At 38.5% G+C, this 24,378-nt stretch carries 23 protein-coding genes; 9 read left to right on the top strand and 14 right to left on the bottom strand.

What is annotated here, in order from left to right; all coding sequences use genetic code 11:
- Nucleotides 1-41: 41 nt before the first annotated feature.
- A complete protein-coding gene (locus tag GN157_RS11250) occupies nt 42-803 on the top strand; it encodes an exodeoxyribonuclease III (RefSeq protein ID WP_035131374.1) in 762 nt (253 codons plus the stop codon).
- Nucleotides 804-838: 35 nt separating this feature from the next.
- Entirely contained in the window at nt 839-1,798 is a 960-nt protein-coding gene (locus tag GN157_RS11255) for an OmpA family protein (RefSeq protein ID WP_157483496.1), read from the top strand.
- Between the two features lie 149 nt (nt 1,799-1,947).
- Here GN157_RS11255 and GN157_RS11260 read toward each other — a convergent pair whose 3' ends face one another.
- The 8 genes from GN157_RS11260 to panC all read right to left on the bottom strand — a co-directional run bounded on the left by GN157_RS11260 (nt 1,948) and on the right by panC (nt 11,803).
- Complete coding sequence (locus GN157_RS11260) at nt 1,948-3,318, bottom strand: PQQ-dependent sugar dehydrogenase (RefSeq protein WP_157483497.1); 1,371 nt, start codon at nt 3,316-3,318, stop codon at nt 1,948-1,950.
- A 71-nt stretch (nt 3,319-3,389) separates the two neighbouring features.
- Nucleotides 3,390-5,021: a DUF4139 domain-containing protein gene (locus tag GN157_RS11265; protein WP_157483498.1), complete on the bottom strand. Its 1,632-nt coding sequence runs from the start codon at nt 5,019-5,021 to the stop codon at nt 3,390-3,392.
- A 63-nt stretch (nt 5,022-5,084) separates the two neighbouring features.
- Nucleotides 5,085-7,076, bottom strand: coding sequence for a transglycosylase domain-containing protein (locus GN157_RS11270; protein ID WP_157483499.1), 1,992 nt, complete (start codon nt 7,074-7,076; stop codon nt 5,085-5,087).
- Between the two features lie 11 nt (nt 7,077-7,087).
- Nucleotides 7,088-8,449: a DNA repair protein RadA gene (gene radA, locus GN157_RS11275; protein WP_035131364.1), complete on the bottom strand. Its 1,362-nt coding sequence runs from the start codon at nt 8,447-8,449 to the stop codon at nt 7,088-7,090.
- A gap of 5 nt (nt 8,450-8,454) precedes the next feature.
- The gene (locus GN157_RS11280; RefSeq protein ID WP_157483500.1) at nt 8,455-9,591 is read right to left on the bottom strand and encodes an alpha/beta hydrolase; all 1,137 of its coding nucleotides are present in this window, start codon (nt 9,589-9,591) and stop codon (nt 8,455-8,457) included.
- A 41-nt stretch (nt 9,592-9,632) separates the two neighbouring features.
- The gene (locus tag GN157_RS11285; RefSeq protein ID WP_231749128.1) at nt 9,633-10,547 is read right to left on the bottom strand and encodes a lysylphosphatidylglycerol synthase transmembrane domain-containing protein; all 915 of its coding nucleotides are present in this window, start codon (nt 10,545-10,547) and stop codon (nt 9,633-9,635) included.
- A 46-nt stretch (nt 10,548-10,593) separates the two neighbouring features.
- Nucleotides 10,594-10,944 (bottom strand): aspartate 1-decarboxylase, encoded by a 351-nt coding sequence (panD, locus tag GN157_RS11290; RefSeq protein WP_035131358.1) that lies wholly within the window; start codon nt 10,942-10,944, stop codon nt 10,594-10,596.
- A 13-nt stretch (nt 10,945-10,957) separates the two neighbouring features.
- The gene (panC, locus tag GN157_RS11295) at nt 10,958-11,803 is read right to left on the bottom strand and encodes a pantoate--beta-alanine ligase (RefSeq protein ID WP_157483502.1); all 846 of its coding nucleotides are present in this window, start codon (nt 11,801-11,803) and stop codon (nt 10,958-10,960) included.
- Between the two features lie 109 nt (nt 11,804-11,912).
- Here panC and GN157_RS11300 point away from each other — a divergent pair, with 109 nt between their 5' ends.
- The 6 genes from GN157_RS11300 to GN157_RS11325 all read left to right on the top strand — a co-directional run bounded on the left by GN157_RS11300 (nt 11,913) and on the right by GN157_RS11325 (nt 19,076).
- Nucleotides 11,913-12,719, top strand: a complete 807-nt coding sequence (locus GN157_RS11300) for a glycogen/starch synthase (RefSeq protein WP_157483503.1) — start codon at nt 11,913-11,915, stop codon at nt 12,717-12,719.
- Nucleotides 12,720-12,741: 22 nt separating this feature from the next.
- Entirely contained in the window at nt 12,742-14,367 is a 1,626-nt protein-coding gene (locus GN157_RS11305) for a DUF4270 domain-containing protein (RefSeq protein ID WP_157483504.1), read from the top strand.
- Nucleotides 14,368-14,384: 17 nt separating this feature from the next.
- A complete protein-coding gene (glmS, locus tag GN157_RS11310) occupies nt 14,385-16,232 on the top strand; it encodes a glutamine--fructose-6-phosphate transaminase (isomerizing) (protein WP_157483505.1) in 1,848 nt (615 codons plus the stop codon).
- Nucleotides 16,233-16,570: 338 nt separating this feature from the next.
- Nucleotides 16,571-18,082, top strand: coding sequence for a F0F1 ATP synthase subunit beta (gene atpD / locus GN157_RS11315; RefSeq protein WP_157483506.1), 1,512 nt, complete (start codon nt 16,571-16,573; stop codon nt 18,080-18,082).
- Between the two features lie 84 nt (nt 18,083-18,166).
- On the top strand, nt 18,167-18,451 hold the full coding sequence (locus GN157_RS11320; protein ID WP_157483507.1) for a F0F1 ATP synthase subunit epsilon: 285 nt from the start codon (nt 18,167-18,169) through the stop codon (nt 18,449-18,451).
- A 70-nt stretch (nt 18,452-18,521) separates the two neighbouring features.
- The gene (locus tag GN157_RS11325) at nt 18,522-19,076 is read left to right on the top strand and encodes a hypothetical protein (protein ID WP_157483508.1); all 555 of its coding nucleotides are present in this window, start codon (nt 18,522-18,524) and stop codon (nt 19,074-19,076) included.
- Between the two features lie 318 nt (nt 19,077-19,394).
- On the opposite strand, the gene GN157_RS11330 is transcribed toward GN157_RS11325, so the two are convergent.
- From GN157_RS11330 to GN157_RS11350, 5 genes are read right to left on the bottom strand one after another with little or no spacing between them, the layout of a single operon-like run.
- Nucleotides 19,395-19,619 carry a helix-turn-helix domain-containing protein gene (locus GN157_RS11330; protein WP_035131343.1) on the bottom strand — a complete coding sequence of 75 codons (225 nt, stop codon included), beginning with the start codon at nt 19,617-19,619 and terminating at the stop codon, nt 19,395-19,397.
- 4 nt (nt 19,620-19,623) lie between these two features.
- A complete protein-coding gene (locus GN157_RS11335; RefSeq protein ID WP_157483509.1) occupies nt 19,624-20,166 on the bottom strand; it encodes a hypothetical protein in 543 nt (180 codons plus the stop codon).
- Nucleotides 20,167-20,175: 9 nt separating this feature from the next.
- A complete protein-coding gene (locus GN157_RS11340) occupies nt 20,176-20,883 on the bottom strand; it encodes a DUF2975 domain-containing protein (RefSeq protein ID WP_157483510.1) in 708 nt (235 codons plus the stop codon).
- A 44-nt stretch (nt 20,884-20,927) separates the two neighbouring features.
- Entirely contained in the window at nt 20,928-21,434 is a 507-nt protein-coding gene (locus GN157_RS11345; RefSeq protein WP_157483511.1) for a DUF2975 domain-containing protein, read from the bottom strand.
- An 8-nt stretch (nt 21,435-21,442) separates the two neighbouring features.
- A complete protein-coding gene (locus GN157_RS11350; RefSeq protein WP_197429439.1) occupies nt 21,443-21,943 on the bottom strand; it encodes a DUF2975 domain-containing protein in 501 nt (166 codons plus the stop codon).
- 126 nt (nt 21,944-22,069) lie between these two features.
- Between GN157_RS11350 and GN157_RS11355 the strand changes: the two genes are divergently transcribed.
- Nucleotides 22,070-23,218 (top strand): aminotransferase class I/II-fold pyridoxal phosphate-dependent enzyme, encoded by a 1,149-nt coding sequence (locus GN157_RS11355; RefSeq protein WP_157483513.1) that lies wholly within the window; start codon nt 22,070-22,072, stop codon nt 23,216-23,218.
- Here the strand turns inward: GN157_RS11355 and GN157_RS11360 are convergent.
- Nucleotides 23,190-24,320, bottom strand: coding sequence for an AI-2E family transporter (locus GN157_RS11360; protein ID WP_157483514.1), 1,131 nt, complete (start codon nt 24,318-24,320; stop codon nt 23,190-23,192). The two genes, GN157_RS11355 and GN157_RS11360, sit on opposite strands and share 29 nt — an antisense overlap.
- Nucleotides 24,321-24,378: the final 58 nt, after the last annotated feature.

The raw sequence follows: 24,378 nt of genomic DNA on the forward strand, positions 1-24,378 counted from the left end.
CATCCTTTTTTGGTTATTTTTGAACCAAATAAAAAGTGAAAATGAGGATTATTTCATACAACGTAAATGGTATAAGGGCAGCATTTACAAAAGGGTTTATGGAGTGGTTAACACAGGCCAACCCCGACATTATTTGCCTACAGGAAACAAAAGCAACTCACGATCAGGTAGACGTACAGCAAATTGAGGCTGCTGGGTATCCATATCACTATTGGTTTTCGGCTCAGAAAAAAGGATATAGCGGTGTAGCAATATTCTCCAAGCATAAGCCAAACAACGTGGTTTATGGTACAGGAATTGATTATATGGACTTTGAAGGGCGTAATATAAGGCTTGACTTCGATACGTTTTCGGTAATGAGTCTTTACCTGCCATCAGGTACTAATATCGATAGGTTAGAGCATAAGTTTCAGTACATGAGGGATTTTCACGACTACGTGGATAACCTGAAAAAAGAAATCCCTAACCTTATTATATGTGGTGACTACAATATATGTCACGAAGCGATAGATATTCACGACCCGGTGCGAAATGCAAAAGTATCAGGTTTCCTTCCGGAAGAAAGAGCCTGGCTGGATGCCTTTATCAAAAACGGATTTATAGATACGTTCCGTCATTTTAATAAAGAACCGCACAATTACAGCTGGTGGAGTTACAGGGCCAATGCCCGTAACAATAACAAAGGGTGGCGTATAGATTATGCCATGGCTACCGAACCAATGCGCGAAAGGCTTACAAGGGCTGTTATTTTACCCGAAGCCAAACACAGTGACCACTGCCCTATAGTAGTGGAATTTGAATAAGAACCTAATTAATTACTAAATACACGAATACACAAATGGTAAAGCAAATTACTGCAGGTATACTTTTAATGGCACTTACTACATCGTGTGTGTCATCAAAGGTTTATAAGGATCTGGAAAATAAATATGCCGATCTTAAAAAAGAAAACCGTGCCCTGGCCGATGAAAATTCAACACTGGCTCAGGAGAAAAACAATCTTGATCTTCAGTCGAAAGATTTACAGTCACAACTGGATAAGGCTAAAGAGGAAAGAGATAAACTTGCTGCCGATTATGCTGCAACAAAAAACAGCCTTGACAACCTTAAGGCATCATACAGCGCATTAGAGAAAAACAGTAGTGCTGCGCTTGACAGTAATATGAAAAAGAACAGGGAACTTTTAGCCGAACTTGAAGCTAAAGAAAAAGCCCTGGCTGCCGAGCAGGAAAGATTAAACAAACTTAAAAGCGACCTGCAGGAGCGTTCGCAACGTGTAGACGAGCTTGAAGGTATGATTGCTGCTCAGGAAGAAGGTTTGAGAGCACTTAAAGAAACCCTTTCAAGAGCCCTTAACGGTTTTGAAGGTAAAGGTCTTACTGTAGAGCATAAAAACGGAAAGGTATATGTATCTATGGAGAACAAGCTGTTATTCAATTCCGGTAGCTGGACAGTAGGTACTGAAGGGAAAAGAGCAGTAACCGAAGTAGCTAAAGTACTTGCTGCCAATCCTGATATTACTGTGCTTATTGAAGGACATACTGATAATGTACCTTATAACGGATCAGGACAGATTGCTGATAACTGGGATCTTTCTACCAAGCGTGCTACAGCTATCGTAAACATTATTCGTGAGAATAAAGATGTAGATCCTAAAAATCTTACCGCAGCCGGTAGGGGAGAGTTTGCTCCTATAGCTACAAATGATTCGGCAGAAGGGAAATCTAAAAACAGAAGGATAGAAATTATCCTTACGCCAAAACTGGACGAAATTTCAAAAATGCTTAATGATATATAATTAAGAAAATTTATATTTAAAAAAAAAAAGACTGTTACAGTAGTACTGTCATTTTGAGCGAAACGAAGTGGAGTCGAAAAATCTCAATTAGTTAAGAGAGATTTCTCCTATCGTCGAAATGATAAAAACTCTGTAACAGTCTTTTCTGTTTATTTTACGGATAATTTATAATTATACTTAGAACCGTTTGCATCGGTAAGGGCTAAAATGTATAAGCCGTTTGAAAGTCCTGATATATCAAGACTGTTCAGTTCAATATTTTCCAGCGGTTTGTTTAAAAGTACTTTTCCGCTTGTATCATATATGTGAGCCCTCTCTAAAGGAGTATTCACAGTATTATTTTTTATAAACAGGTTTTGTGATGCCGGGTTAGGATAAACAGCAAACTGACTACCGTTAACATCTTCCAGCCCTAGGTTAGCATCTTTTATATGGTATATAATGCCGCTCATTCCTGTAATGTATAGCTCTCCGTTAGCATCTTCGCCAAACGTGGTAAAGTTACTTCCGCCTACAGTTTCAACTTCTTCAATGTTTCCTTCGGGATCTATAGAGCTTACTACATTAGAGCAGTAATCGGCATAAAAATACATACCCTGCATGCCTGGATACATACTTCCCCTGTACACATAGCCTCCTGTTATGGAGCAGCCTCCTGTTTCACTATGGGTATATTGCGCATATGGCATTACGGTTTCTGTAACTCCGGCACATTCACTCATATCATATTCATCACTGCCTTCGTAACAACGCCATCCGTAGTTAAGCCCTGCCGAAGTCCCGTCAACTTTGTTTATTTCCTCAATGGCATTTTGCCCTACGTCGGCAATCCATAAATCACCTGTAGCCGAGTCAAACGAAAACTTCCACGGGTTGCGTAATCCATAAGCCCAAATCTCCTCTACATTGCTTGTTCCTGCAAAAGGATTATCTCCCGGTATATCATACGAGCCATCGTCCTGCACATCTATACGAAGCAGTTTACCTAAATAACTTTCCAGGTTCTGGGCATAGTTGTTAGGGTCGCCACCACTACCGCCATCACCCATAGCAATGTACAGGTAACCATCTGGACCAAACTGTAAACAGCCACCGTTATGGTTGCTAAACGGCTGTGGTACGTTTATCATCATTACTTCACTGTCGGGGTCGGCAGCATTCTCATCTGCATCACTTACAGTGAAGCGGGAAATAACTGTTGTGCCGTCGCCATTGGTATAGTTTACATAAAAATATCCGTTGGTGGCATAGTCAGGATGGAAAGCCAGCCCTAACAGTCCGCGTTCTCCTCCGGTTGAGATAAGATCGCTTATGTCCAGAAAGGTAGTAGCATCAGGATTTACATCATCAATAAAACGGATAAGCCCACCCTGTTCGGCTATAAATATGCGCTCGTCTCCGGCATTGGTTATTACTACCGGCGAATTAAACCCTGTAGCATACATTTCCAGTTCGGGTTGCGCCTGTGAAAAAACAGCCCCTGTACAGAGACAAACAACAAAAGTAAATAGTGTTCTCATAGCTAAATTGTATTGGTTGTTTTCTAAAAGTAATAATAAATTAACAATACAACAAGCTGGTTAACAAAAACTTATAGGTTGTAAACAGGCTTATCTTTCGGGTAGCGTACTTTATAGCTTATACGAAGTTTCTTACTCTCTCCCGGTTTTAGTTTCAGTTCCCAGGTTAAAACTCCGGTTTCTTTGTTTATTTTGGCACCGTCGCTCTCCAGTAGCTCTACCTGAATATCCTTATCAGTACTAATAGGGTATTGGTCTTTTAGCATAAGCGATACGGTTTCCTTTTTGTTGTTTTTTACAGTGAGGTCGTAGGTAAAGGTTTGCTCTTTGTAAGATGACAGGAATTTGGATCCCGACTTATCGGTTACTTTTTCTCTTTTAACCGATACCTTCTTATCACGGCCCATACTTAACCTAAGTGTATCACTGGTGCTGTTTGGGTCTATGTAGGTCTTTCCGGCATACATACCTTCAAATATTATATTGGCTTCGCCGCTTAACAGGTTGTATTTGGAATAGTCTTCTATTTCAGCAAGCAGGAAAGTTTCTTTTTCCAGTTTAGGTACAGCGTAATGCCTGTATGAGGCAGGGAGCTTAATTTCTTTAAGAGTTACACTGTGCTTTTTACCGTTGCTTAAAATATCATAAGGCACATCGATATCAAAAGAAACCGTAAGTTGGTTTTCTGTTATGGCTACATATTTATCAATAGAAGAATATCCCCTTATTACAACATCTCCGGTAGGGGAAGCTTCTCCATTAGAAATTTCTAATCCTGCTACCTGTCCCTTTAAGCTATTCATTACAGAAACATCCCCGCTACGGTAATTACGAAGATCATTAAATCTAAGGAACCACGCGCTTAGTATAGGGGCCTCATTGTTTTGATTGGGCTGTCCGCTTGATAAGGTAAGTTTTATTTTTTTCCAGTCAATTCCGGTTTGTTGTGTTACCTGTGCCTTGTACATCATGTTAATAGGTTCAGATATACTTTCGGCTCTAAGGTCATAAAAAGGAGACCAAGTGGCACTTGGTGTAAGGTAACTTATGGAAAGCGGAACATTACCTGCCGTTTCATTCATTACCTGTAGTACCAGTTTGCCCTGCGAGTCTTTTTCAGTTTTACTGGTGTTTACCTCCAGTTTTCGGTTAAGGCGGGTAATGTTTTCAGTGATTTTTCTCTCCTGTCCCGTTAAGGTATTTATGGTATTGGCAGTTTCTGTTCTTTTGGCTTTATAATAGTCTACCATTTTCATAAGCTCGGCCACACTTAGCCCCGAATCCTGACCGTATACCTGATTGTTCTTGTCCAGTAATTCCAGTATTTTTTCTTCAGATGTTTTGGCATTTTTAACCCTGTTCAGTTCCTTGGTTAAAAGGGTAATACTATCACGTACTTGTTTTACCTGCGGAGAGGTTTCATCCGGTGTATATTCTGAAATATAATTTCGGGTAAACTGTACCGAAAGTACAGTAAGGGTAGATGGTGCACCAATTTGCACCGTACTCTCATTAAGGTAATCGGCTACGTTTTTAATTACTATTTCACTCGTGCCTGCCGGTAGTTTTACGTTTGCTGTATGGGTAAGTTCGGCGCCGTTAAAATATACGGTGGCCGATTTTGCTTCGGCATTTGTAAACACGGGTTTTTGTGCCATCATTACATTGCCTGCTAATAATAGAATAATAAGAAGTGCTCTCATAACAATTTAATTTGCATTTATTGTTATAGAGCATAAAAATGGACCAAAGGTTGGGAGAGGGGATTAATTTTCTCCGCCAAATAGTTTTTTAAAGAATCCTGCTGTCTCGGTAGTGTCAATTTCCGGTACGGCTTCTTCCCTAATTTTAAGCCATTCTCTTGCAGGTCCGGTAACATCAATCTGTCCGGTTTGACCAGTGGTGTCATTCGCCTGAATCACGCCACGGTTTACCATTAGCTTCTTGATATAGTTGTCGTGTGTTACGGCAAAATCTCTTAGCTCACCTCTGTCGTTAAAACGCCACATGAATTTTTTAGGCCTCGGGATGATACTTGCCAGATAAACGGACTCGTCAAGCGACAGAGCCAGTGGTGGTTTTTGGAAATAGTATTGAGCTGCTTCGCCTACGCCATATACATTAGGTCCCCATTCAATAATGTTGAGGTATACTTCAAACATTCTTTCCTTACTGGTAATACGGTTGTTTTCCAGTATGTAAACCAACAGTATTTCTTCCAGTTTTCGTGAAAGGGTCTTCTCACGGGTCAGGAAAACATTTTTGACCAACTGCATGCTTATGGTGCTGGCACCACGTGCAAATTTTTTGGTTTGTATGTTCTTTACGATACTTTGTTTAAATGCTTCGTTAATGAATCCCCTGTGATGGAAAAACGAAGGGTCTTCGCTTGTTAATACAGCATTTTTAAGAAAATCGGGGATATGGTCATATGGTGTGTAGTTAGGGTTATCCGGACCCACAACTATAGGGCGCTGTTTAACGCCGTTATCAATGGCTCTGTATACAAACGAGGTGTTGAGTTTACCCAAATCGGCATCGCCGTATTTTTTGATTTTAAAGCCTTCTTTTTTCAGGCTACTGTCAAAAACAATATCGTCTGGCTTGTTCTTGTTGTACATAAAGTCGAGCTGATAACTAAAATTACCATCGGCTTCCATACCTTCAAAATGGGTAAACAGTCCGTTAGGTAAGGAGTTGATAAACTCCTGTGCTTTCATATCAGGAATTGTTGCCTTTAACTGATAAACGGTATCTTTCTCTATACTGTAACGAACAAACGGCTGTATTTTTATTTTGTTGAGTTGCATGGCAGAGGTGCTGTCCAGTTCTATAAAATCAGGACCGAAAAGAAAATGATAATCAAAACGGGCACTGTTTATTACTACATCTTTTTTAGCGATTTTAGGATGGTTTACCATAAAGTTGCCGATGGAAGCAAAACCGTCTACCCTGAATTCGTCTCCGCTCAGGTCAATATTCTCCACATTTACCCTAATGGAATCAAAACCTGATTTGAGTCCGAAACGCTCGTCAAGATATGGTACAATAATCCTGCCTTTGTCTGAGTTATAGAATTTAAGGTCGGCCTGTCTGTTTCTTGGGTCGGCAAAACCTTTTACTTCCCAGTTTTGCGAAAGGCTGTCGGTCTCCACCGCCATAAACGATTCCAGTTGCTCGTTAACCAGTCTTAGCTGTTTAAGGTTGAGGTTTACCTTGCGGCCGTTATCGTTAACGGTAAGTGCCAGGTTTTCCAGCTGCATATCGGTAGGGATAAGGTTTAACAGCTTATGGAGCAGTTTATAAGTTTTACGGGCGTAATCAGGACCTTCGCTTTTGGTTTTTGATACCGTTCCCTTTTTGCGATGCAGGAATGATTCAAAGTTTTTTCCTTTTTCGTTTTGGATTAGCTGGATGTAACCGTTTTTCATTTCAAGCGTGCCCAGCTGTACTTCGCCTGCTAAAAGACGGGACAGGTTAATGCTTGTTTTTACGGTTTCAATTTTAAGCAGAGTGTCACCCTGTTTGGGTTTTAATGATACATTGCTAACCTCAATGCCCGATAGTCCCTTAAAGGAAGCATTGCCAACAGTAAACGTGCTGTTGTATTCGGTATTCATTTTGGCTATGGTTTTATCTATAGCCTTATTTAAAAATGTATTGCGAAAGGCAAAAAAGCCTATAATTAAAAGTACCAGTAGTGCGGCAACTATTTTAAGGGTAATTAAAGCTGCTTTTTTTGGATTGATTTTTCGCATAATGTATCCTGTTACCCGAATAAATGACCTGCTACATCTTCTATTTTAGAGACCAGCTTTATTTCTATCAGGGTGTTTTTAAGTGAAATCTTGTTGTACTTAGATACAAAAATAGTGGAAAAACCTAACTTTTCGGCTTCTAAAATGCGCTGTTCCACACGGTTAACGGGACGAATTTCTCCCGAAAGGCCTATTTCTCCTGCAAAACAAAAGTCTTTTCCTACGGGTATGTCTTCGTTAGAAGATAGTATGGCTGCCACTACGGCAAGGTCAATAGCAGGGTCATCTACATTGATACCGCCGGTAATGTTAAGGAAAACATCTTTTGCTGCCAGCCTGAATCCGGCTCTTTTTTCCAGTACGGCGAGTACCATGTTGAGCCTTTTGGCATTGTACCCTGTTGTGCTTCTTTGCGGAGTACCATATACGGCAGAACTCACCAGTGCCTGTATCTCAACCATAAGCGGGCGCATGCCTTCCATAGTGGTGGCTATTGCTGTACCGCTAAGTTCTTCTTCCTTGTGGGATATTAATATTTCCGATGGGTTTGCCACTTCTCTAAGCCCTGTTCCCAGCATTTCGTAAATACCCAGTTCGGCAGTAGATCCAAATCGGTTTTTAAGAGAGCGCAGTATGCGGTATACGTGGTTACGGTCGCCTTCAAACTGTAGTACGGTATCTACCATATGCTCCAGTATTTTTGGTCCGGCAATACTACCGTCTTTGGTAATGTGGCCAATAAGGATAACCGGTACATTGGTTTCTTTGGCAAATTTAATAAGCTCGGCAGTGGTTTCTCTTATCTGTGAAATACTTCCTGCCGACGATTCTATAAAATCAGTATGCAGCGTTTGGATAGAGTCAATTATCACTACTTCGGGTTCAATCGCTGCTATCTGTTTAAAAATATTCTGTGTTTTGGTTTCGGTTAGGATAAAGCAATTGTCTGCCGATGGGGTAATCCTTTCGGCACGCATTTTTATCTGTTTCTGGCTTTCCTCTCCCGATACGTAAAGTGTTTTGTAAGGAAGGCGAAGCGATATTTGCAATAGTAGCGTACTTTTACCTATACCGGGTTCTCCGCCCAAAAGGGTAAGCGAACCGGGTACCAGGCCACCGCCCAGTACTCGGTTTAATTCTCCGTCGCCCGTATTAAGGCGAATTTCCTGAGAAGAGTCTATTTCATTGATGCGTAATGGCTTTGCCGCTCTTTTAACTTCGGGTGACGATGGTTTCCATGCCTGTTTTTCCTCCTTCTGGATTACTTCTTCAACAATGGTATTCCATTCCCTGCACGAATTGCACTGCCCCTGCCATTTGGAATACTGGGTGCCGCAATTCTGACAAAAAAAAGCTGTTTTTAACTTAGCCATAAATATTACATCTCACTTTTTAAACTCTCTGCTTTTTCAAGCATATAATCTTTTGTTATCCCACCTATTTCCTCAAAGTTAAAACTGTTGTTGTATACTTTGATGGCTTTTTTTATGTTGCCTGTATGTTCGTAAAACAATGCTTCATAGTATTCGCCTATTATGGTTTTAGGATAGTTTTTTCTTGCTACGTTTGCCAGGTCTCTAAACTCGCCAAAAGCACCATTTTTCATAATAGCAGCTTCAATGGCTTTAAAGTCGTTAAGACGAACCGTCATTTTTACACCAAGGTCTCTTTCAATCATATCATACTTGTCTTCAAGGTATTGCACGTAACCTGAAGTTTGTGCTGCCAGTTTTTGAAACTCATCTGACGTGATAGGCTGGTAAGAAGAGAAAATATGATACAATGCACTTGGAATAGCATTTGGTACTAATGAGTAATGGGATTCTCCAATAAACTCGTCAAAAAGGTAACGGAACTTGGTTTCGGTCACTGCCTTAATGTTTTCGTCCATTACTTTTATTTTGTTTTTAAGTCGGCCTACATCGCCATCGGCAGTAGCCAGATAGTAAAAAATAGGTTTGTCTATCGCTTTGAATCTGGCAGGAACACGGGTTTCCATTTCTGCCGGCAGTACCGGACTCATCATGATATAGGCATTAAAAAGCGGATCGTCTTTATACAGAAAGAAGTTAGCAAATCCGGCAGTTACATCATGCCCGGCTATAATTTTAAACGGAGATACCCTGTATTTTTTTTCCATCATGGGTACAACTTCACGTCCTATAAAATCAAAGAATTTTTCTCCTTTTTCCTGCGGAAGTCCGCTTTCGCTTTCCCATTCGCAGTCCATATCCCTGTCGGGCTGGCTAATTGCTACTATTATAACTTCCGGGAGGTCGTCCCAGTAAGAAGTGTACGATAGCACCCCGGCAAAAGGGTCTAGCAGGTAATCGCCGTCAAGTAATACAAGTAATGGGTATTTTTTGTCTTTGCTGCGTTCATAAGAGCTGGGTAATTTTATAGTTACCAGTCTGTTTTCGTTTAACGCTTCAGATGTAATTTCTTCAGTGGTAAGCTGCTGGGCGTAAGTATTGCAAAAAGCAAAAATCAGCAACAGTAAGGTAATTTTTTTCATTGCTTTTGGTCGGTTTTTAGTTGAAAGCGGAAAGATAGCGATTATTTGCTTTTTTGAAGTAAAGGCAATAATAAAAATGACAGGCCGCCCAGTAAAATTATAAGGCCTGTTTGCGATCCCCAAACAATCCAACCAAAGGCAGTTCCGGCAGTAAAAGGTATACCATAAACGGTAAGTGTTTTGCCTATAACTACAGGGAACCAGCCTGTTCCGCCATTAGTGAAAGTGATAACCAGACTGCCTACTACAAAGGCAGTTGCTACCGACCCGAAAGAAAGACTGGCGGTTTCCGGTAAGGCATAAATGGTTATGTAAAACATAAGTACATAAGAGAACCATATATAAACCGAAAGTAATAGGAAAGGCCATTTATTAGGCATTTTAAAAACACTTAGTGCACCTTCAATAAGCCCTGATACTTTTGCTTTGAGTTTTTGTACCCAGCTTAGTTTTGAGTATATAAAAAACAGGATAGAACCTAAAAATAAAATTCCGGCTATAATTCCGTAAATAAGTAGTTTTTTAAAAGGAACTTCGGCAAGGTGTTCTTTTACAACATCAAACTGTAAAAAGGCAGTAGCGCTAAGTACTATAATAAGCAGGAAAAGGTCTATTATTCTTTCGGAGATTATAGTTCCCAGTCCTTTGTCAAAAGGTACATGGGCATATCTTTTTAATACAATGGCACGGCTAACTTCCCCGCTTCGTGGAACAATCATGTTCATGAGGTAGGTAATACTAACGGCGCCAAATTTTACAGGGAACGGCGCAGTATGGCCTATGTGAGCCAGGGTGTATTTCCAGCGGTAGGCTCTTGCCCAAAAACCAGTTAAGCCTATAAGGAGAGATATTCCTACATACAGGTAATTAGCTGTTTTAAAGCTGTTTTTTACATCTTCTACCTCCTGTGGGGTGAATTGCCTGAATGTGTATATAACTAAAAAAACTCCCAACATGAGTGGGAGTAGTATACTTAATATTCTGCTTAACTTTTTTTTCAAATTATGTTAGCGAGTTGTCTGTCTCATTTGGGAAAACAATAGAAGGCTTAAATGTTTTAGCCTCTTCGAATTCAAAGATACCATAAGAGATGATGATAATAATATCTCCCTTTTGTACTTTTCTGGCAGCCGGACCGTTAAGTGTTATTTCTCCGCTGTTCCTGTTTCCTTTTATCACATAAGTTTCCAGTCTTTCACCATTGTTAATGTTAACGATGGAAACTTTTTCACCTTCAATAATGTTTGCAGCTTCCATTAACGCTTCGTCAATAGTTATACTGCCTATGTAATTTAAATCGGCTCCAGTCACCGTAACGCGGTGAATCTTGGACTTTACAACTTGAATTTGCATGGCGCAAAGGTAATCAATTTAATGAAATATTGTCTATTAGGCGAATATTACTTAAAAAAACAGCAATAAAAGCACGGTATTTTTTATTTTCCTTAATACTGGCAGGTAAAAGCGTGTCTTCTTCGGCTACTTCAAAGTACTCCATTTCAAACTCCGGGTGTGCCTTGAAAATGTTATTTACATATTCGGTTACATATTCAACGGAATGACTGTCAAATAATTGCCTAGCCTCGGTTAAGGTTTTGTAAATTAATGCTGCCTTGGTTTTATCTTCATCGCTAAGGCGCTGGTTGCGTGAACTCATTGCCAGTCCGTTTTCTTCCCTCAGTATAGGGCAGCCTACTACTTTTACCGGCATATTGTTTTTTTCTACCATCTTCTTAACGATTTGAAGCTGCTGAAAATCCTTTTCGCCAAAGTAAGCATTATCAGGTTCTACTATTTCAAACAGTTTTTTTACAATGGTACCCACTCCGTCAAAATGTCCCGGCCTGAAACGTCCTTCCATTTGGTTTTCCAGTCCGTCAAAAGAAAAGTTTGCCGATGTAATGTTATCCTCATACATTTCTTTAACACTGGGTGCGAAAACAATAATTTTCTCACTTACCGTTTTAATCTTATCGACATCTGTTTCCAGCGTGCGCGGATATTTTTCCAGATCTTCGGGATTATTAAACTGGGTTGGGTTAACAAAAATACTGATAACAGTATGGCTGTTATGCTTTACAGACTCCTTTAAAAGAGAGAGGTGACCGTTGTGCAGGGCTCCCATGGTAGGTACAAAACCAACGCCCGAGTTAGTTTCCCTAAGCTTGGCTAACTGTGCTTTTAAATCGGTTTTGTTGTTGAAAATGAGCATTAATTTGTAATTAAAATTGGAGGCAAAATTAATATTTTAGTGATAAAATGCATAAAATTGTTTAATTTTGCGTGTTTTTTATACCCAATTCTAAAATCTAATATTTACAATGGAGGATAAGAGGATATTATATGTATCATCTGAAGTAGTACCTTATTTGGCTGAAAATGAAGTGTCTTTGATGTCGTATGACGTGCCAAAAATGATAAACGACCAAGGCGGGCAAATCAGAATTTTTATGCCTCGCTACGGTAATATTAATGAAAGAAGGCATCAGTTACATGAAGTTATTCGTCTGTCAGGTATGAACCTGGTGGTGAATGATATGGATATGCCACTTATCATTAAGGTGGCTTCTATACCAAAAGAAAGGATTCAGGTTTATTTTATTGATAACGATGAATACTTTAAAAGAAAAGCAACTTTTGCTGATGAAGACGGAACACTTTACCCGGATAACGATGAAAGGTCTATTTTCTTTGCAAAAGGAGTGGTGGAAACTGTTAAGAAACTTAACTGGGTTCCCGATATTATTCATGTTCATGGCTGGATGGCTGCTATGTTGCCTATCTATATGAAACATTTTTATAAAGATGAAGCGCTTTTTGCTGATACAAAAATTGTTACTTCGGTATACGGTCAGTCTTTTGACGGTACTCTGGATAACGACATGATTAAAAAAGTGGTCTTTGATGATGTTCCTGAAAGTGATGTAAAGCATCTTGCTGAACCGACTTATGAAAATATATTAAAAGCATCCATAGCGCATTCTGATGCAGTTATCATAGCTTCAGAGAATGTTTCTGACGATATGGTTAAGTTTGTAGAGGCTTCAGGAAAACCATTCCTGCCGTATGTTCCTAAAGATAAATTTGCAGAGGAGTATACTAATTTCTATAAAAATCAGGTTTTATAGAAAAACATTTTAAAAAAAATCTATGAAAAGCCGAATACTAAATAAACTTGCTGTTGCTTTAGGTGCTGTTGCTCTTGTAAGTGTAATAGCTTGTGATTATGATTATAATGAGGTAGGTTCTGATATAATTCAGGATGACATACACCACAATGGTATTGAAAAGTATGTTGCTAATGCTGTGGCTTTTGATAAGTCTACAGGATCGGTGCAAACTAATAATATGCCAATAAATGCATTAGGTGTTTATGATAATCCTGTGTTTGGTAAAACTATTTCCCGTTTTGTAACACAGTTATCGCTTGCCAGTGAAAATCCAACACTAACCAATCCGGTAATAGATACTGTGTATTTATATGTGCCTTATTTCAGTAATTTGGAAAGTACCGATACTGATGGTGAGAGCACGTATACTTTAGATTCTGTTTTTGGAGCTGAGAATGGTAGGTTTAAACTAAATATTTTTGAAAACGGATATTACCTTAGAGGTTCAGATCCGGGGTCGGAAGACGGAGTTCAAAAATATTATTCAGACGACCGTTCATTGATTGATGCTTACAAAGGTTCTGTTTTGTTGAATAACAGCACGAACGCAGATGAGAATAATCTTTTCTTTTTCAGTAAATCTGAAATTGACAGAAAAGTTACTCTTGAAGACGGAAGTGAGAAACTTGTAGAGCGATTTGCTCCGGGTATGTATCTTCAGCTTGATAAGCAGTTTTTCACTGAGAAAATATTTAATGCTCCTGACGGAAGCCTGGTAAACAATAATGTTTTTAAAGACTACTTTAGAGGGCTTTATTTTGATGTGGAACAGGTAGGAGATGTGAGTGCAATGGGTATGATGGATTTTACAGATGGTAAAATAGTTATACTTTATACTGACACAAAACTGGATATTAACGGTGAGCCTGTAGTTGATGATGAGGGTAATATTGAAACTACCAGTAATACGATTACTCTTAATTTAACCGGTAATACCGTAAATCTTTTTGATAATACTTATAATGATACGTTTGCCTCTGCTATAGGTTCTTCAGATGAAGTAGAAGGCGACGAACGATTATATGTTAAAGGAGGTGAAGGTTCGTTAGCGTTTATTAATATACTGGATCAGGTGGATCTTGATTTTCTTAAGCCAGATCCTGTAACAGGAGAAAGAGTGCTTATAAACGAAGCTAATCTTACTTTTTACATAGATAAGGCTGCTATGGCTAACGCTATAGAGCCAAACAGATTGTATCTTTATGATGTGAATAACAGAAGGCCACTGTATGATTATTATGTAGATCAAACCACAAATGCATCTAATTCTAAATATAGTCGTTATATTTATGGTGGTATTCTTGAGTATGATGATGATGGCGAAGGGTTACGTTATAAAGTTCGTATTACAGATCACATAAACAATATAGTTAACAAAGATTCTACAAATGTGGTTCTTGGGCTGGCGGTAACAGAGTCTATTAATCAGATTTCGAATGCAGCATTGAGAACTTCGTTTACAACAGGGACGACCGAAGTGAAGTCTGCTCCGTTATCATCGGCAATAAGTCCGATGGGAACAGTGATTTACGGGAGTAAATCAGGAGCTAACGTTCCTGAAGATAAAAGGCTTAAGCTAGAGATTTATTATACCAAACCAAATTAACCAAATTATTAAGAATTATGTGTGGAATTGTTGGTTATATAGGACACAAAGAAGCATATCCAATTATTATTAAAGGTCTTAAAAGACTTGAATATAGGGGGTATGACAGTGCCGGGGTTGTTCTTTATGATGGGAACGACCTTAAACTTTCCAAGACCAAGGGTAAAGTTTCAGATTTAGAAGAGAGAGCGAAACAGGAGGGGACATCTGCCGGTACTATTGGTATGGGGCATACAAGGTGGGCTACTCACGGTGTGCCAAACGATGTGAACTCACATCCGCACTTTTCTAACTCGGGAGAGCTTGTAATAATACATAACGGTATTATTGAGAACTACGAGCCTTTAAAAAAAGAGCTTATTAAAAGAGGGTACACTTTTAAATCAGACACTGATACCGAGGTATTGGTTAACCTGATTGAAGATGTACAAAAGAAGGATAACCTTAAGCTGGGTAAAGCTGTTCAGGTAGCTTTAAATCAGGTGGTAGGTGCTTATGCTATTGTGGTTTTTGATAAAAAGAAACCAAATGAGCTTGTAGCTGCCCGTTTAGGTAGTCCGTTGGCAATTGGTGTTGGTGAAGATGAGTTCTTTATCGCGTCAGATGCTTCTCCTTTTATTGAATATACTTCAAACGCCATATATCTTGAAGATGAGGAAATGGCAGTTATAAGGCTTGGAAAAGAGCTTAAAATAAGAAAAATTAAAGATGACTCGTTAGTGGATCCTTATATTCAGGAGCTGCAAATGAACCTTGAGCAGATAGAGAAAAACGGTTACGACCACTTTATGCTTAAAGAGATTTATGAGCAGCCTAATGTGATTAAAGATACTTACAGAGGTAGGCTTCATACAGATACCGGTATTATTAAAATGGCGGGTGTTGAAGATAATCTTCAAAAATTCCTTAATGCAAATAGGATACTTATAGTTGCCTGTGGTACCTCATGGCACGCAGGTTTAGTAGCCGAATACATTTTTGAGGAGTTTGCACGTATCCCTGTAGAGGTAGAGTATGCTTCTGAGTTTAGGTACAGAAACCCGATTATAAACAAAGATGATGTTGTTATAGCAATATCTCAGTCGGGTGAAACTGCCGATACGCTTGCAGCTATCAAAATGGCAAAAGAGAACGGAGCATTTGTATTTGGAGTTTGTAATGTGGTAGGGTCGTCTATATCGAGAGAAACAAATGCAGGGGCTTATACTCACGCAGGTCCTGAAATTGGTGTAGCATCTACAAAAGCATTTACTACACAAATTACTGTGTTAACGTTAATTGCTTTACGTTTAGCGAATGCTAAAGGTACGCTTACAAAATCAGACTACTTTAGATACCTGCAGGAAATGGAGTTAATTCCGCAAAAAGTGGAAGAGGCACTTCAAACTAACGATGTTGCTCAAAAAGTGGCAGCAGCCTATAAAGATGCTTCAAACTGCCTATACTTAGGTAGAGGGTATAACTTCCCTGTGGCGCTTGAGGGAGCTTTAAAGCTTAAAGAGATATCTTATATCCATGCAGAGGGTTATCCTGCGGCAGAAATGAAGCACGGACCTATCGCTCTTATTGATGAGCAAATGCCTGTTGTTGTTGTTGCGCCAAAACAGGAGCACTATGATAAGATTGTAAGTAACATACAGGAAATTAAATCGCGTAGCGGAAAAATTATCGCTGTAGTTACAAAAGGAGATACTCAGGTGAAAGATTTAGCAGATCATGTTATTGAGATTCCGGAAGTTTCAGATGCGCTTTCGCCGCTGGTAACTACAATACCGTTACAGTTGCTTTCTTACCATATTGCGGTAATGAGAGATTGTAATGTGGATCAGCCAAGAAACCTGGCAAAATCGGTTACGGTAGAGTAATCTTAATAAATAAAATAATTAAATTAGGGCCGCTAAGATTTACTTAGCGGCTTTTTTGTGAAATATGTTTTTCTTGCAAAGAAGGCTTTAAAATTGGGTTATGGCGTTGAGTTGATTGTTTTAAAGATGTAAGGGTAAAATGTTTTTTTCTTTTTGAAATTCATAAATGAAACCCTGTATAGAAGGGTAATTGCAGTGTATTTTTAATAATCAGGCTTTTTGTTGCAAAAAATGCAAAAAATAAATTGGATATTTTGTTTGGAAAAAACTATCTTTGCGCTCGAAAAAAAGAGGTTTTTTCAGGAAACGTAAATAGCTGTTAAATAAATATATAAGCAATGTCTAAAGGAATAGGAAAAGTTGCACAGATTATCGGGCCGGTTGTAGATGTGGTGTTTAACACCCAAAACGCTGAGCTTCCAAAAATTTATGATTCATTAGAAATCACTAAAAAAGATGGTTCAAAACTGGTACTGGAGGTACAGTCTCACGTAGGTGAGGATACTGTTCGTACTATTTCCATGGACTCTACTGACGGATTAAGCAGAGGGCAGGAAGTTGTTGCAACAGGAAACCCTATCCAGATGCCTGTTGGCGGAGACGTTTACGGACGTTTATTTAATGTTGTTGGAGATGCTATCGACGGTCTTGGTGATTTGCCTAAAGAGGGTGAGAATGGTTTACCTATTCACCGTCAGGCACCTAAATTTGAGGATCTGTCAACTTCATCAGAAGTTTTATTTACCGGTATTAAAGTAATTGACCTTATTGAGCCTTATGCAAAAGGTGGTAAAATTGGTCTTTTCGGTGGTGCTGGTGTAGGTAAAACGGTACTTATTCAGGAGTTGATTAACAATATTGCAAAAGGTCACGGTGGTCTTTCTGTATTCGCAGGAGTAGGTGAAAGAACACGTGAAGGTAATGACCTTCTTCGTGAGATGCTTGAGTCTGGTATTATTAAATACGGAGACGATTTCATGCACTCAATGGAGAACGGTGGTTGGGACCTTTCTAAAGTAGATAAAACAGGTATGAGGCAGTCTAAGGCTACATTCGTATTCGGACAGATGAATGAGCCACCTGGAGCACGTGCACGTGTTGCGCTTTCAGGTCTTACAATTGCTGAGTATTTCCGTGATGGAGCAGGTGACGGACAGGGGAAAGACGTACTTTTCTTCGTAGATAACATCTTCCGTTTTACTCAGGCTGGTTCTGAGGTATCTGCACTTCTTGGTCGTATGCCATCTGCGGTAGGTTATCAGCCAACTCTGGCTACAGAGATGGGTGCTATGCAGGAGCGTATTACTTCGACTAAAAAAGGATCTATTACTTCAGTACAGGCGGTATATGTACCTGCGGATGACTTAACTGACCCGGCGCCGGCTACAACTTTCGCCCACCTTGATGCTACAACAGTACTTTCACGTAAAATTGCTGAGCTTGGTATCTACCCGGCGGTAGACCCTCTTGATTCTACTTCAAGAATCCTTACTCCGCAAATCTTAGGTGATGAGCACTACAACTGTGCACAAAGAGTAAAATATATTCTTCAGAAATATAAAGAACTTCAGGATATTATTGCTATCCTTGGTATGGAAGAACTTAGTGAGGATGATAAACTATCGGTATCACGCGCTCGTCGTGTTCAACGTTTCCTTTCTCAGCCATTCCACGTAGCAGAGCAGTTTACAGGTATCCCTGGGGTATTAGTAAGTATTAAAGATACAATCAAAGGATTTAACATGATCATGGATGGTGAACTAGATCACCTACCGGAAGCTGCCTTCAACCTTAAAGGTACCATCGAAGATGTAATCGAAGCAGGTCAGAAAATGTTAAGCGAGGCATAATAAAAAGTTCGGGGTTTCGGGTTTGCAGTTCATGGTTCATCCGTTAACGCTAAGCACGTAACCCTAAACTCAAAACTTTAAACTATGTTATTAGAAATAGTATCACCGGAAGGCCACTTATTTAAAGGAGAAGTTACATCAGTAACTGTACCGGGAGTAAATGGTGAATTCCAGATGTTAAACCACCACGCTAATATCGTATCGATACTTGCTGCTGGTGACATAAAAATCGAAGTTTCTGATTTTAAGAGTAACAACTCTTTTGGCGGAAAGTTTGTAAAGTCAGACAAAGACCAGAAATTCCTTCTGTCTGTAAATTCCGGTACGCTGGAAATGAAAGATAACAAGGTGATTATCTTAGTTGACTAAATCTTAATTATTTTTAGATATAAATTGAAAGCCCTGTAGTCTACAGGGCTTTTTTTATTATACTTGTTTTATGGAGAAAACTTTAGACAATGTTATTATAAGCGAAGGCAGACGCCCGTTTTGGCAAACCATCATTGCGGCCCTTTTATTTACGGCAACAATAGTACTACTGTTTATTGCAGTTGTTCCATTGTTTGTAGTGTTTGATATGGGGACATTTATAGAAGCTGTTAAATTTATTTTTCCTGCTATGCTTACTTTTGGGTATGCTCTTAAATTCTCCACTATAAACAATGTTTATTTTGATCTTGAAAACAGGAAATATAAAAAAGAGATTGTTGTAGGTCCTTTTAAAACCGGTAAATGGATTGAATTACCTGAAATTGATTACATATCTGTATTCAGGCAGGCGTGGTCTAAAGATAGTGATGGCGACGGGCGTACCGATAGTAGTGGCTATGTTTATGATGTAAATGTATGGTACAATACCTCAAAACATTTTACGATATATACAAACGGTTATCCTGAAGCTTCTTTAGAAATGGGACGTCAGTTAGCGGTAAAACTCAATACTGATTTGCTGGATGCTACAGATCCCCAAAATAAGGAATGGGTTGATTTGTAGCTTTAAGAAAAATCGCTATTGCATGAACAGCAAATAGTATAAGTCCTGTTATATGTGTCCACATCATTTTTTTATTTTCCTTAAGCCATCCAAAAAATATAAACAGGGTATGTATCGCAAAATAAAATAGTCCTGTTATTGTGGTCAACATGAATAGGTCAAAGCCTCTCCATCCGGCTTTTCCGGTATAGAGAAAGTAGTCTTCAATCCACAGATATCCATAAAACGCATACATGCTAATAAACACTGTAACGAATAAGGGAAACCGTTTTGGCGATATCACGGTAGCCAATATGGGTATAAGAAATAGCAAATATATCATTGATTACTATCGTTTTCTTCGTCTATAAACTCCATAATATCCCCAGGCTGGCAATCCAGTTCTTTACAAATGGCTTCCAGCGTACTGAAACGAATCGCCTTAGCCTTTCCTGTTTTAAGTATCGAAAGGTTAGCTGTTGTTATGCCTATTTTGTCGGCGAGCTCGTTAGAGCGCATTTTTCGCTTTGCCAGCATAACGTCTAAATTGATGATAATGGGCATAGGCTTATATTGTTAGTTCGTTTTCTTCCTGTATAAATTCTCCTTTTTCTGCCATATAGGCCATAATGTAAAGGAGTTTTCCAGTAAGGTATAGTCCTAAAAAAGGTAAAATTTGTTTGAATAAAAACGGTATATCAAAATGTAATACCAGTGCGGTACAACTATATAATACAAATTTTGCTTTAGCAAAAGTAATTACCGCAGCACCAGCTTTATTAAAGTCTTCTCCCTGGTCGTTATAAAACATTTTACCGCTTTTTATTTTGTTCATGCATTTGTAAAAACGTTTAATACCGTATATAAGGTAAGCTAAAAAACCACCGTATATTATAGCAAAAATACCTGCCAGCTGTGTTTCTTCGCTTATGGTATACTTAGGTAGATTAAAGGTTTGATTTAAAAAGTCATGAGATAATTCGCGGTTGTTTTTTATAATCATAAATATTCCGATACCAATGTTATATACAGCCATTATCGCTACTACGGCAAGTAATATTCTTAATGCGATAATAATAACATTTACATGTTTCATTATATAGGTTTTCATAGTAACTGTTTAAACGGTTAAGTCGTTTTCTTCCTGTAATTGTTGTCCGTATTCTAAAAGCTTACTTATGCAGATAATTATAGCGCCTAAGAAAAAAGGCAATAAATTTATGTCGTAAGTGATTTTAAAATTTAGAAGAGTGTAATTTGAGTCAGGGATTGAAGGGGCATATATAATGCTTTTAATATTTGATATATATGCTTTATTTATTAAGCTTACGATGAATTTTAAAAGCTCGAAACTCATTATTGAATAAGCGATAGTGTTAAGATGTTTTTTGTGTTTGGGGCTAAACTTAAAGTCTATAGATAGCTTTTTGAAGAACTCACGGGTATGCCATGTAATGAAAATACTTAAAATGAATAATAAATAGTATTTTACTATAAGAATTGTTTTATGGAAGATGTTTTTTGGTTTTATGTTTATTTCACCACGCATTACAAGAGTAGATTCTCTATCATCGGGCTTTTCGTAGTCTTCAGTTATAACTTTACCGTCTTTATAGTTTGTGAATTTAGATAAATAGATGTTTTTCTTATATATATCCTCTTTAGGAATATTATATGTTATATGCACCGGTACATCATATTCAATAGAGCTGTCAAAACCAGATATTAAATCCATAATTAAAAGCAGGCTAATAGCTGCAATGGATAAACGATATGAAAAACTGAATAGTTTATAAAGTATTGTAGGTAAGTTTATTCGTGTTTTCATAATAAGGTGTGTTTAATTAAGGTAAGGTGTGGTTTTTAATTGTTTTATACGGTTAGGTCGTTTTCTTCTTTTTGTTGTTTTGCCATAAGGAAAACATCGCTTAGCACGATAAAAAAGAAACCAAGACCCAGTGTGAATAATGAGTTGTTAAAGCCCAGGCTTACGCTCGCTTTGCCCTGCAAAAGGGAAAAATATGCTGTAGGTAATGTGCCTATTATCCAGCTTAGTATTATGGCTTTCCCCATTTGATTAAAGGAAACAATTACCGCCTCGTCAAAAAAGCGTTTCTTTTTAAAACTTTCCAGTACCTTTTTAAACAGGTATACTGCGTAAACCAGTAACACATAAGATATGTATACGGCAAGCAGTGCTATTATCAGTTCTGCTCCGTGTATGTTGGCAAATTTATCGCCGTCACCGTTAAGAGAAAACGGAATCCTGTCGGGCATTATGGCCGTCATTAAAATAAAGGGCAGACCAAATATTGCCGGTATTACTGCAAGGGCAAATAATATATTAATAATTGTTTTTAGTACTAAAAGTCGTTTCATGGTATTAGTTATATCGTTAATTCGTTTTCCTGTTTAATAGTAACACCTGATTTAATTATATCGCCTACTACAAAAATTCCAATAGCTATAATCAGTGTAGCGATATGACTATTGCTCTTAAAAAGGTAATTTAAAGAGTCCATATCAGGAAAACCGTTTTTAAAAGAGTTATTAATAATAACAAAAATTATGTTTAAACCTATGCCTGCAAGGCTGTATATTAAGAGTAAAATTCCGCTATACTTCAGGTGTTTTACACTTTTGGGGTTAAAGAAATTATGCTTGATAAAAGAGCCTATTGAAATTTGTAGACAAATTATTGAAGAGAGAAATAGTATTCCTTTTAACGCTGGAGCATATAGAAGATAGAAAATATCGAGTTTTAGTGAGTTTATAAATCGATGGTGTTGTAGTGAGGAGTAATACAGGTATATATTAAGTGCTATTCCTAGCGCTGTTATGAGAATAAGACCTTTAAGTATCCAGTTTAATATTTTTATTTTGCTCATTGTAGGTAAAGTTGATTGGTTTGTTTGATGCAAATATATATAAATTATCGAAAAACAATAATTAATTTTCAAAAAACAATATTTTTTTGAAATACAGGGCTGCATAATCTTCCGTATTTTTGAGTTATGGAAAAACTACCAAAATCCTTACAACTCAAGCTACAACAACGAAAAGAGGCTAATGCACTGCGTACTTTAACTGAAGCTGGAGGGCTGGTAGATTTTTCTTCAAACGATTATCTGGGTTTCTCACAATCTGATGAAATTTTCCAACAAGCACATCAATACCTGCTTTCTGCTAATGTGGTTAGCAACGGTGCTACCGGTTCCAGATTAATAAGCGGTAACCATGCTTTATATAGGGATACCGAGGCTTTTATAGCCAAATTTCACAACAGTCCTTCGGTATTGGTGTTTAATTCGGGTTATGATGCTAATGTAGGATTCTTTTCTTCCGTTCCGCAAAAGGATGACGTGGTGTTGTATGACGAATACATCCATGCTTCCATTAGAGACGGACTAAGGCTTAGCAATGCCAAATCATTTAAATTCCGTCATAACGATCCCTGTCATATTGAAAACCTGATAGGCAGGCATAAACGCGGAGAGGCCGAGGTGTATATAGTAACCGAATCAGTTTTCTCAATGGATGGTGATTGTCCTGATTTTGAAAAGTTTTTGGCTGTTGCCGAAAAGTATAACTGCAGGCTGGTAATTGATGAGGCTCACGCACTGGGTGTTTTTGGTAACAGGGGTGAAGGTCTTATACAGCAAATGGGGTATGAAAACAGGGTTTTTGCCCGCATCATGACCTTTGGTAAAGGGCTTGGCTGTCACGGTGCGGCAGTTTTGGGACCAGATGGTTTAAGGGAGTATCTTTTAAACTTTGCGCGTAGTTTTATTTATACTACAGCCTTACCGCCACATTCGCTTGCCGTGATTTATACAGCTTACCAATATCTTGAAAAAAACAGGAAAGCTCAAAACCAGTTAAAACAAAATATAGCTTTTTTTGTGAAGGAAATAAACAGACTTGATTTAGCTAAACTGTTTATACCAAGTGATTCGGCTATACATTGTGCTATAGTTTCGGGTAATGATAAGGTTAAAAACATGGCATTGTCACTGCAGCAGGCGGGGTATAATGTAAAGCCTATACTGTCGCCTACTGTGCCACAGGGACAGGAACGATTAAGATTCTGTTTACATAGTTATACCACACATCAGGAAATAACACAGGTGCTTACTAAGCTCCGGGAGCTTCTTCATCTGTAACGGTTTCCTGCTTTTTACGTTTTTTTCTCGTTCGCTTTTTAAACCAGTTATTGTCTTCCTCGCCAAACAGGTAGGCATAAGGCATGGTGTCTTCGTGCATCTCAAAAAGCTTTTTCAGTATGGCAATACTCGGTATTATTATAATCATTCCCACAACGCCCCAAATCGCTCCGCCAATAAGCAGTCCCAAAAAGGTAATAAGGGCATTAAGATTAACATTGCTTCCGGTGATTTTTGGTGTAAGGAAAGCGCCTTCCAGCATTTGGATAAATGTGAACGATACCAGTATGGCGGCAGGGTAAAAAAAGCTGTCTTTGGTTATTAAAGAGAACAATAAAGGCAGTGTTACCCCTATCCAAGGCCCCAAATAAGGGATGATGTTAAGTATCCCTGCCAGCACTCCAAAAAAGATAGCGTGTTCAATACCCAGGGCAAATAATACGGCGGTATTGGCAATGGCGAGTATTAACATAACCTTACCTGCCCCTGATATATAGGCATATACAATTTTTCGTATTGAGGTTAGCTTTTCCAGTAGTTCATCACTGTCTGACTTTTTAAAAACCTTAGCCACAAAAACAGCAAGGTGATCTCTGTATATCAGCAGGAAGAAAACGTAAACGGGTAGTAGTATTATATCGCCCAGCATGCTAATGGTAGACCATAGTATTTGGGTAGGCGGAGCTTCATCTGTCTGTACCATCTCAACAGCCTTTTTAATCTCAAAGCCGTTTCTCATACCAAGGTCTACTCCTATATGTTTGTCAAACCAGGCATTAGCTTCAATCACAAAGTCATTTACCCTGTCATAAAGATCTCCACCTAAATCGTTAACAAATCCCTTAACCTGAGTGTAGATAAACAGTATAAGCCCCGATATTACAAAAATGAATATCAGCAGGCATATAGCGGCACTTACAGACCGTGGTACTTTTCGGCGTTCCAGCCAGTTGCAGGATGAAGTAAGCAACATGGCAATGTAACCCGATATAACCAACGGAACCAATATCGGCTTAGCCATTACCATAAAGAATATGATAATTATAATAAGCAGCGATATGTAAACAGACTTTATGTAAGCCGGTACCTTAGCAGTGTTCATATAAGTAAAAACATGTTAAATTAGCTGGGAGATTGTCAAAATTAACTAATATAATAGC

Source organism: Flavobacterium rakeshii (assembly GCF_009741375.1).
In the GTDB taxonomy this organism is placed as follows: Bacteria; Bacteroidota; Bacteroidia; order Flavobacteriales; family Flavobacteriaceae; genus Flavobacterium; species Flavobacterium rakeshii.

What these genes read in the sequence shown, in the direction of transcription:
- GN157_RS11320 (WP_157483507.1), top strand. Translation starts at nt 18,167, where the DNA reads ATGTTATTAGAAATAGTATCACCGGAAGGCCACTTATTTAAAGGAGAA.
- GN157_RS11335 (WP_157483509.1), bottom strand. Translation starts at nt 20,166, where the DNA reads ATGAAAACCTATATAATGAAACATGTAAATGTTATTATTATCGCATTA.
- panC (WP_157483502.1), bottom strand. Translation starts at nt 11,803, where the DNA reads ATGCTCATTTTCAACAACAAAACCGATTTAAAAGCACAGTTAGCCAAG.
- GN157_RS11300 (WP_157483503.1), top strand. Translation starts at nt 11,913, where the DNA reads ATGGAGGATAAGAGGATATTATATGTATCATCTGAAGTAGTACCTTAT.
- panD (WP_035131358.1), bottom strand. Translation starts at nt 10,944, where the DNA reads ATGCAAATTCAAGTTGTAAAGTCCAAGATTCACCGCGTTACGGTGACT.
- GN157_RS11285 (WP_231749128.1), bottom strand. Translation starts at nt 10,547, where the DNA reads ATGTTGGGAGTTTTTTTAGTTATATACACATTCAGGCAATTCACCCCA.
- GN157_RS11360 (WP_157483514.1), bottom strand. Translation starts at nt 24,320, where the DNA reads ATGAACACTGCTAAGGTACCGGCTTACATAAAGTCTGTTTACATATCG.
- GN157_RS11350 (WP_197429439.1), bottom strand. Translation starts at nt 21,943, where the DNA reads ATGAGCAAAATAAAAATATTAAACTGGATACTTAAAGGTCTTATTCTC.
- GN157_RS11340 (WP_157483510.1), bottom strand. Translation starts at nt 20,883, where the DNA reads ATGAAAACACGAATAAACTTACCTACAATACTTTATAAACTATTCAGT.
- GN157_RS11280 (WP_157483500.1), bottom strand. Translation starts at nt 9,591, where the DNA reads ATGAAAAAAATTACCTTACTGTTGCTGATTTTTGCTTTTTGCAATACT.
- GN157_RS11255 (WP_157483496.1), top strand. Translation starts at nt 839, where the DNA reads ATGGTAAAGCAAATTACTGCAGGTATACTTTTAATGGCACTTACTACA.
- GN157_RS11355 (WP_157483513.1), top strand. Translation starts at nt 22,070, where the DNA reads ATGGAAAAACTACCAAAATCCTTACAACTCAAGCTACAACAACGAAAA.
- GN157_RS11330 (WP_035131343.1), bottom strand. Translation starts at nt 19,619, where the DNA reads ATGCCCATTATCATCAATTTAGACGTTATGCTGGCAAAGCGAAAAATG.
- GN157_RS11345 (WP_157483511.1), bottom strand. Translation starts at nt 21,434, where the DNA reads ATGAAACGACTTTTAGTACTAAAAACAATTATTAATATATTATTTGCC.
- GN157_RS11265 (WP_157483498.1), bottom strand. Translation starts at nt 5,021, where the DNA reads ATGAGAGCACTTCTTATTATTCTATTATTAGCAGGCAATGTAATGATG.
- radA (WP_035131364.1), bottom strand. Translation starts at nt 8,449, where the DNA reads ATGGCTAAGTTAAAAACAGCTTTTTTTTGTCAGAATTGCGGCACCCAG.
- GN157_RS11250 (WP_035131374.1), top strand. Translation starts at nt 42, where the DNA reads ATGAGGATTATTTCATACAACGTAAATGGTATAAGGGCAGCATTTACA.
- GN157_RS11325 (WP_157483508.1), top strand. Translation starts at nt 18,522, where the DNA reads ATGGAGAAAACTTTAGACAATGTTATTATAAGCGAAGGCAGACGCCCG.
- GN157_RS11305 (WP_157483504.1), top strand. Translation starts at nt 12,742, where the DNA reads ATGAAAAGCCGAATACTAAATAAACTTGCTGTTGCTTTAGGTGCTGTT.
- GN157_RS11270 (WP_157483499.1), bottom strand. Translation starts at nt 7,076, where the DNA reads ATGCGAAAAATCAATCCAAAAAAAGCAGCTTTAATTACCCTTAAAATA.
- glmS (WP_157483505.1), top strand. Translation starts at nt 14,385, where the DNA reads ATGTGTGGAATTGTTGGTTATATAGGACACAAAGAAGCATATCCAATT.
- atpD (WP_157483506.1), top strand. Translation starts at nt 16,571, where the DNA reads ATGTCTAAAGGAATAGGAAAAGTTGCACAGATTATCGGGCCGGTTGTA.
- GN157_RS11260 (WP_157483497.1), bottom strand. Translation starts at nt 3,318, where the DNA reads ATGAGAACACTATTTACTTTTGTTGTTTGTCTCTGTACAGGGGCTGTT.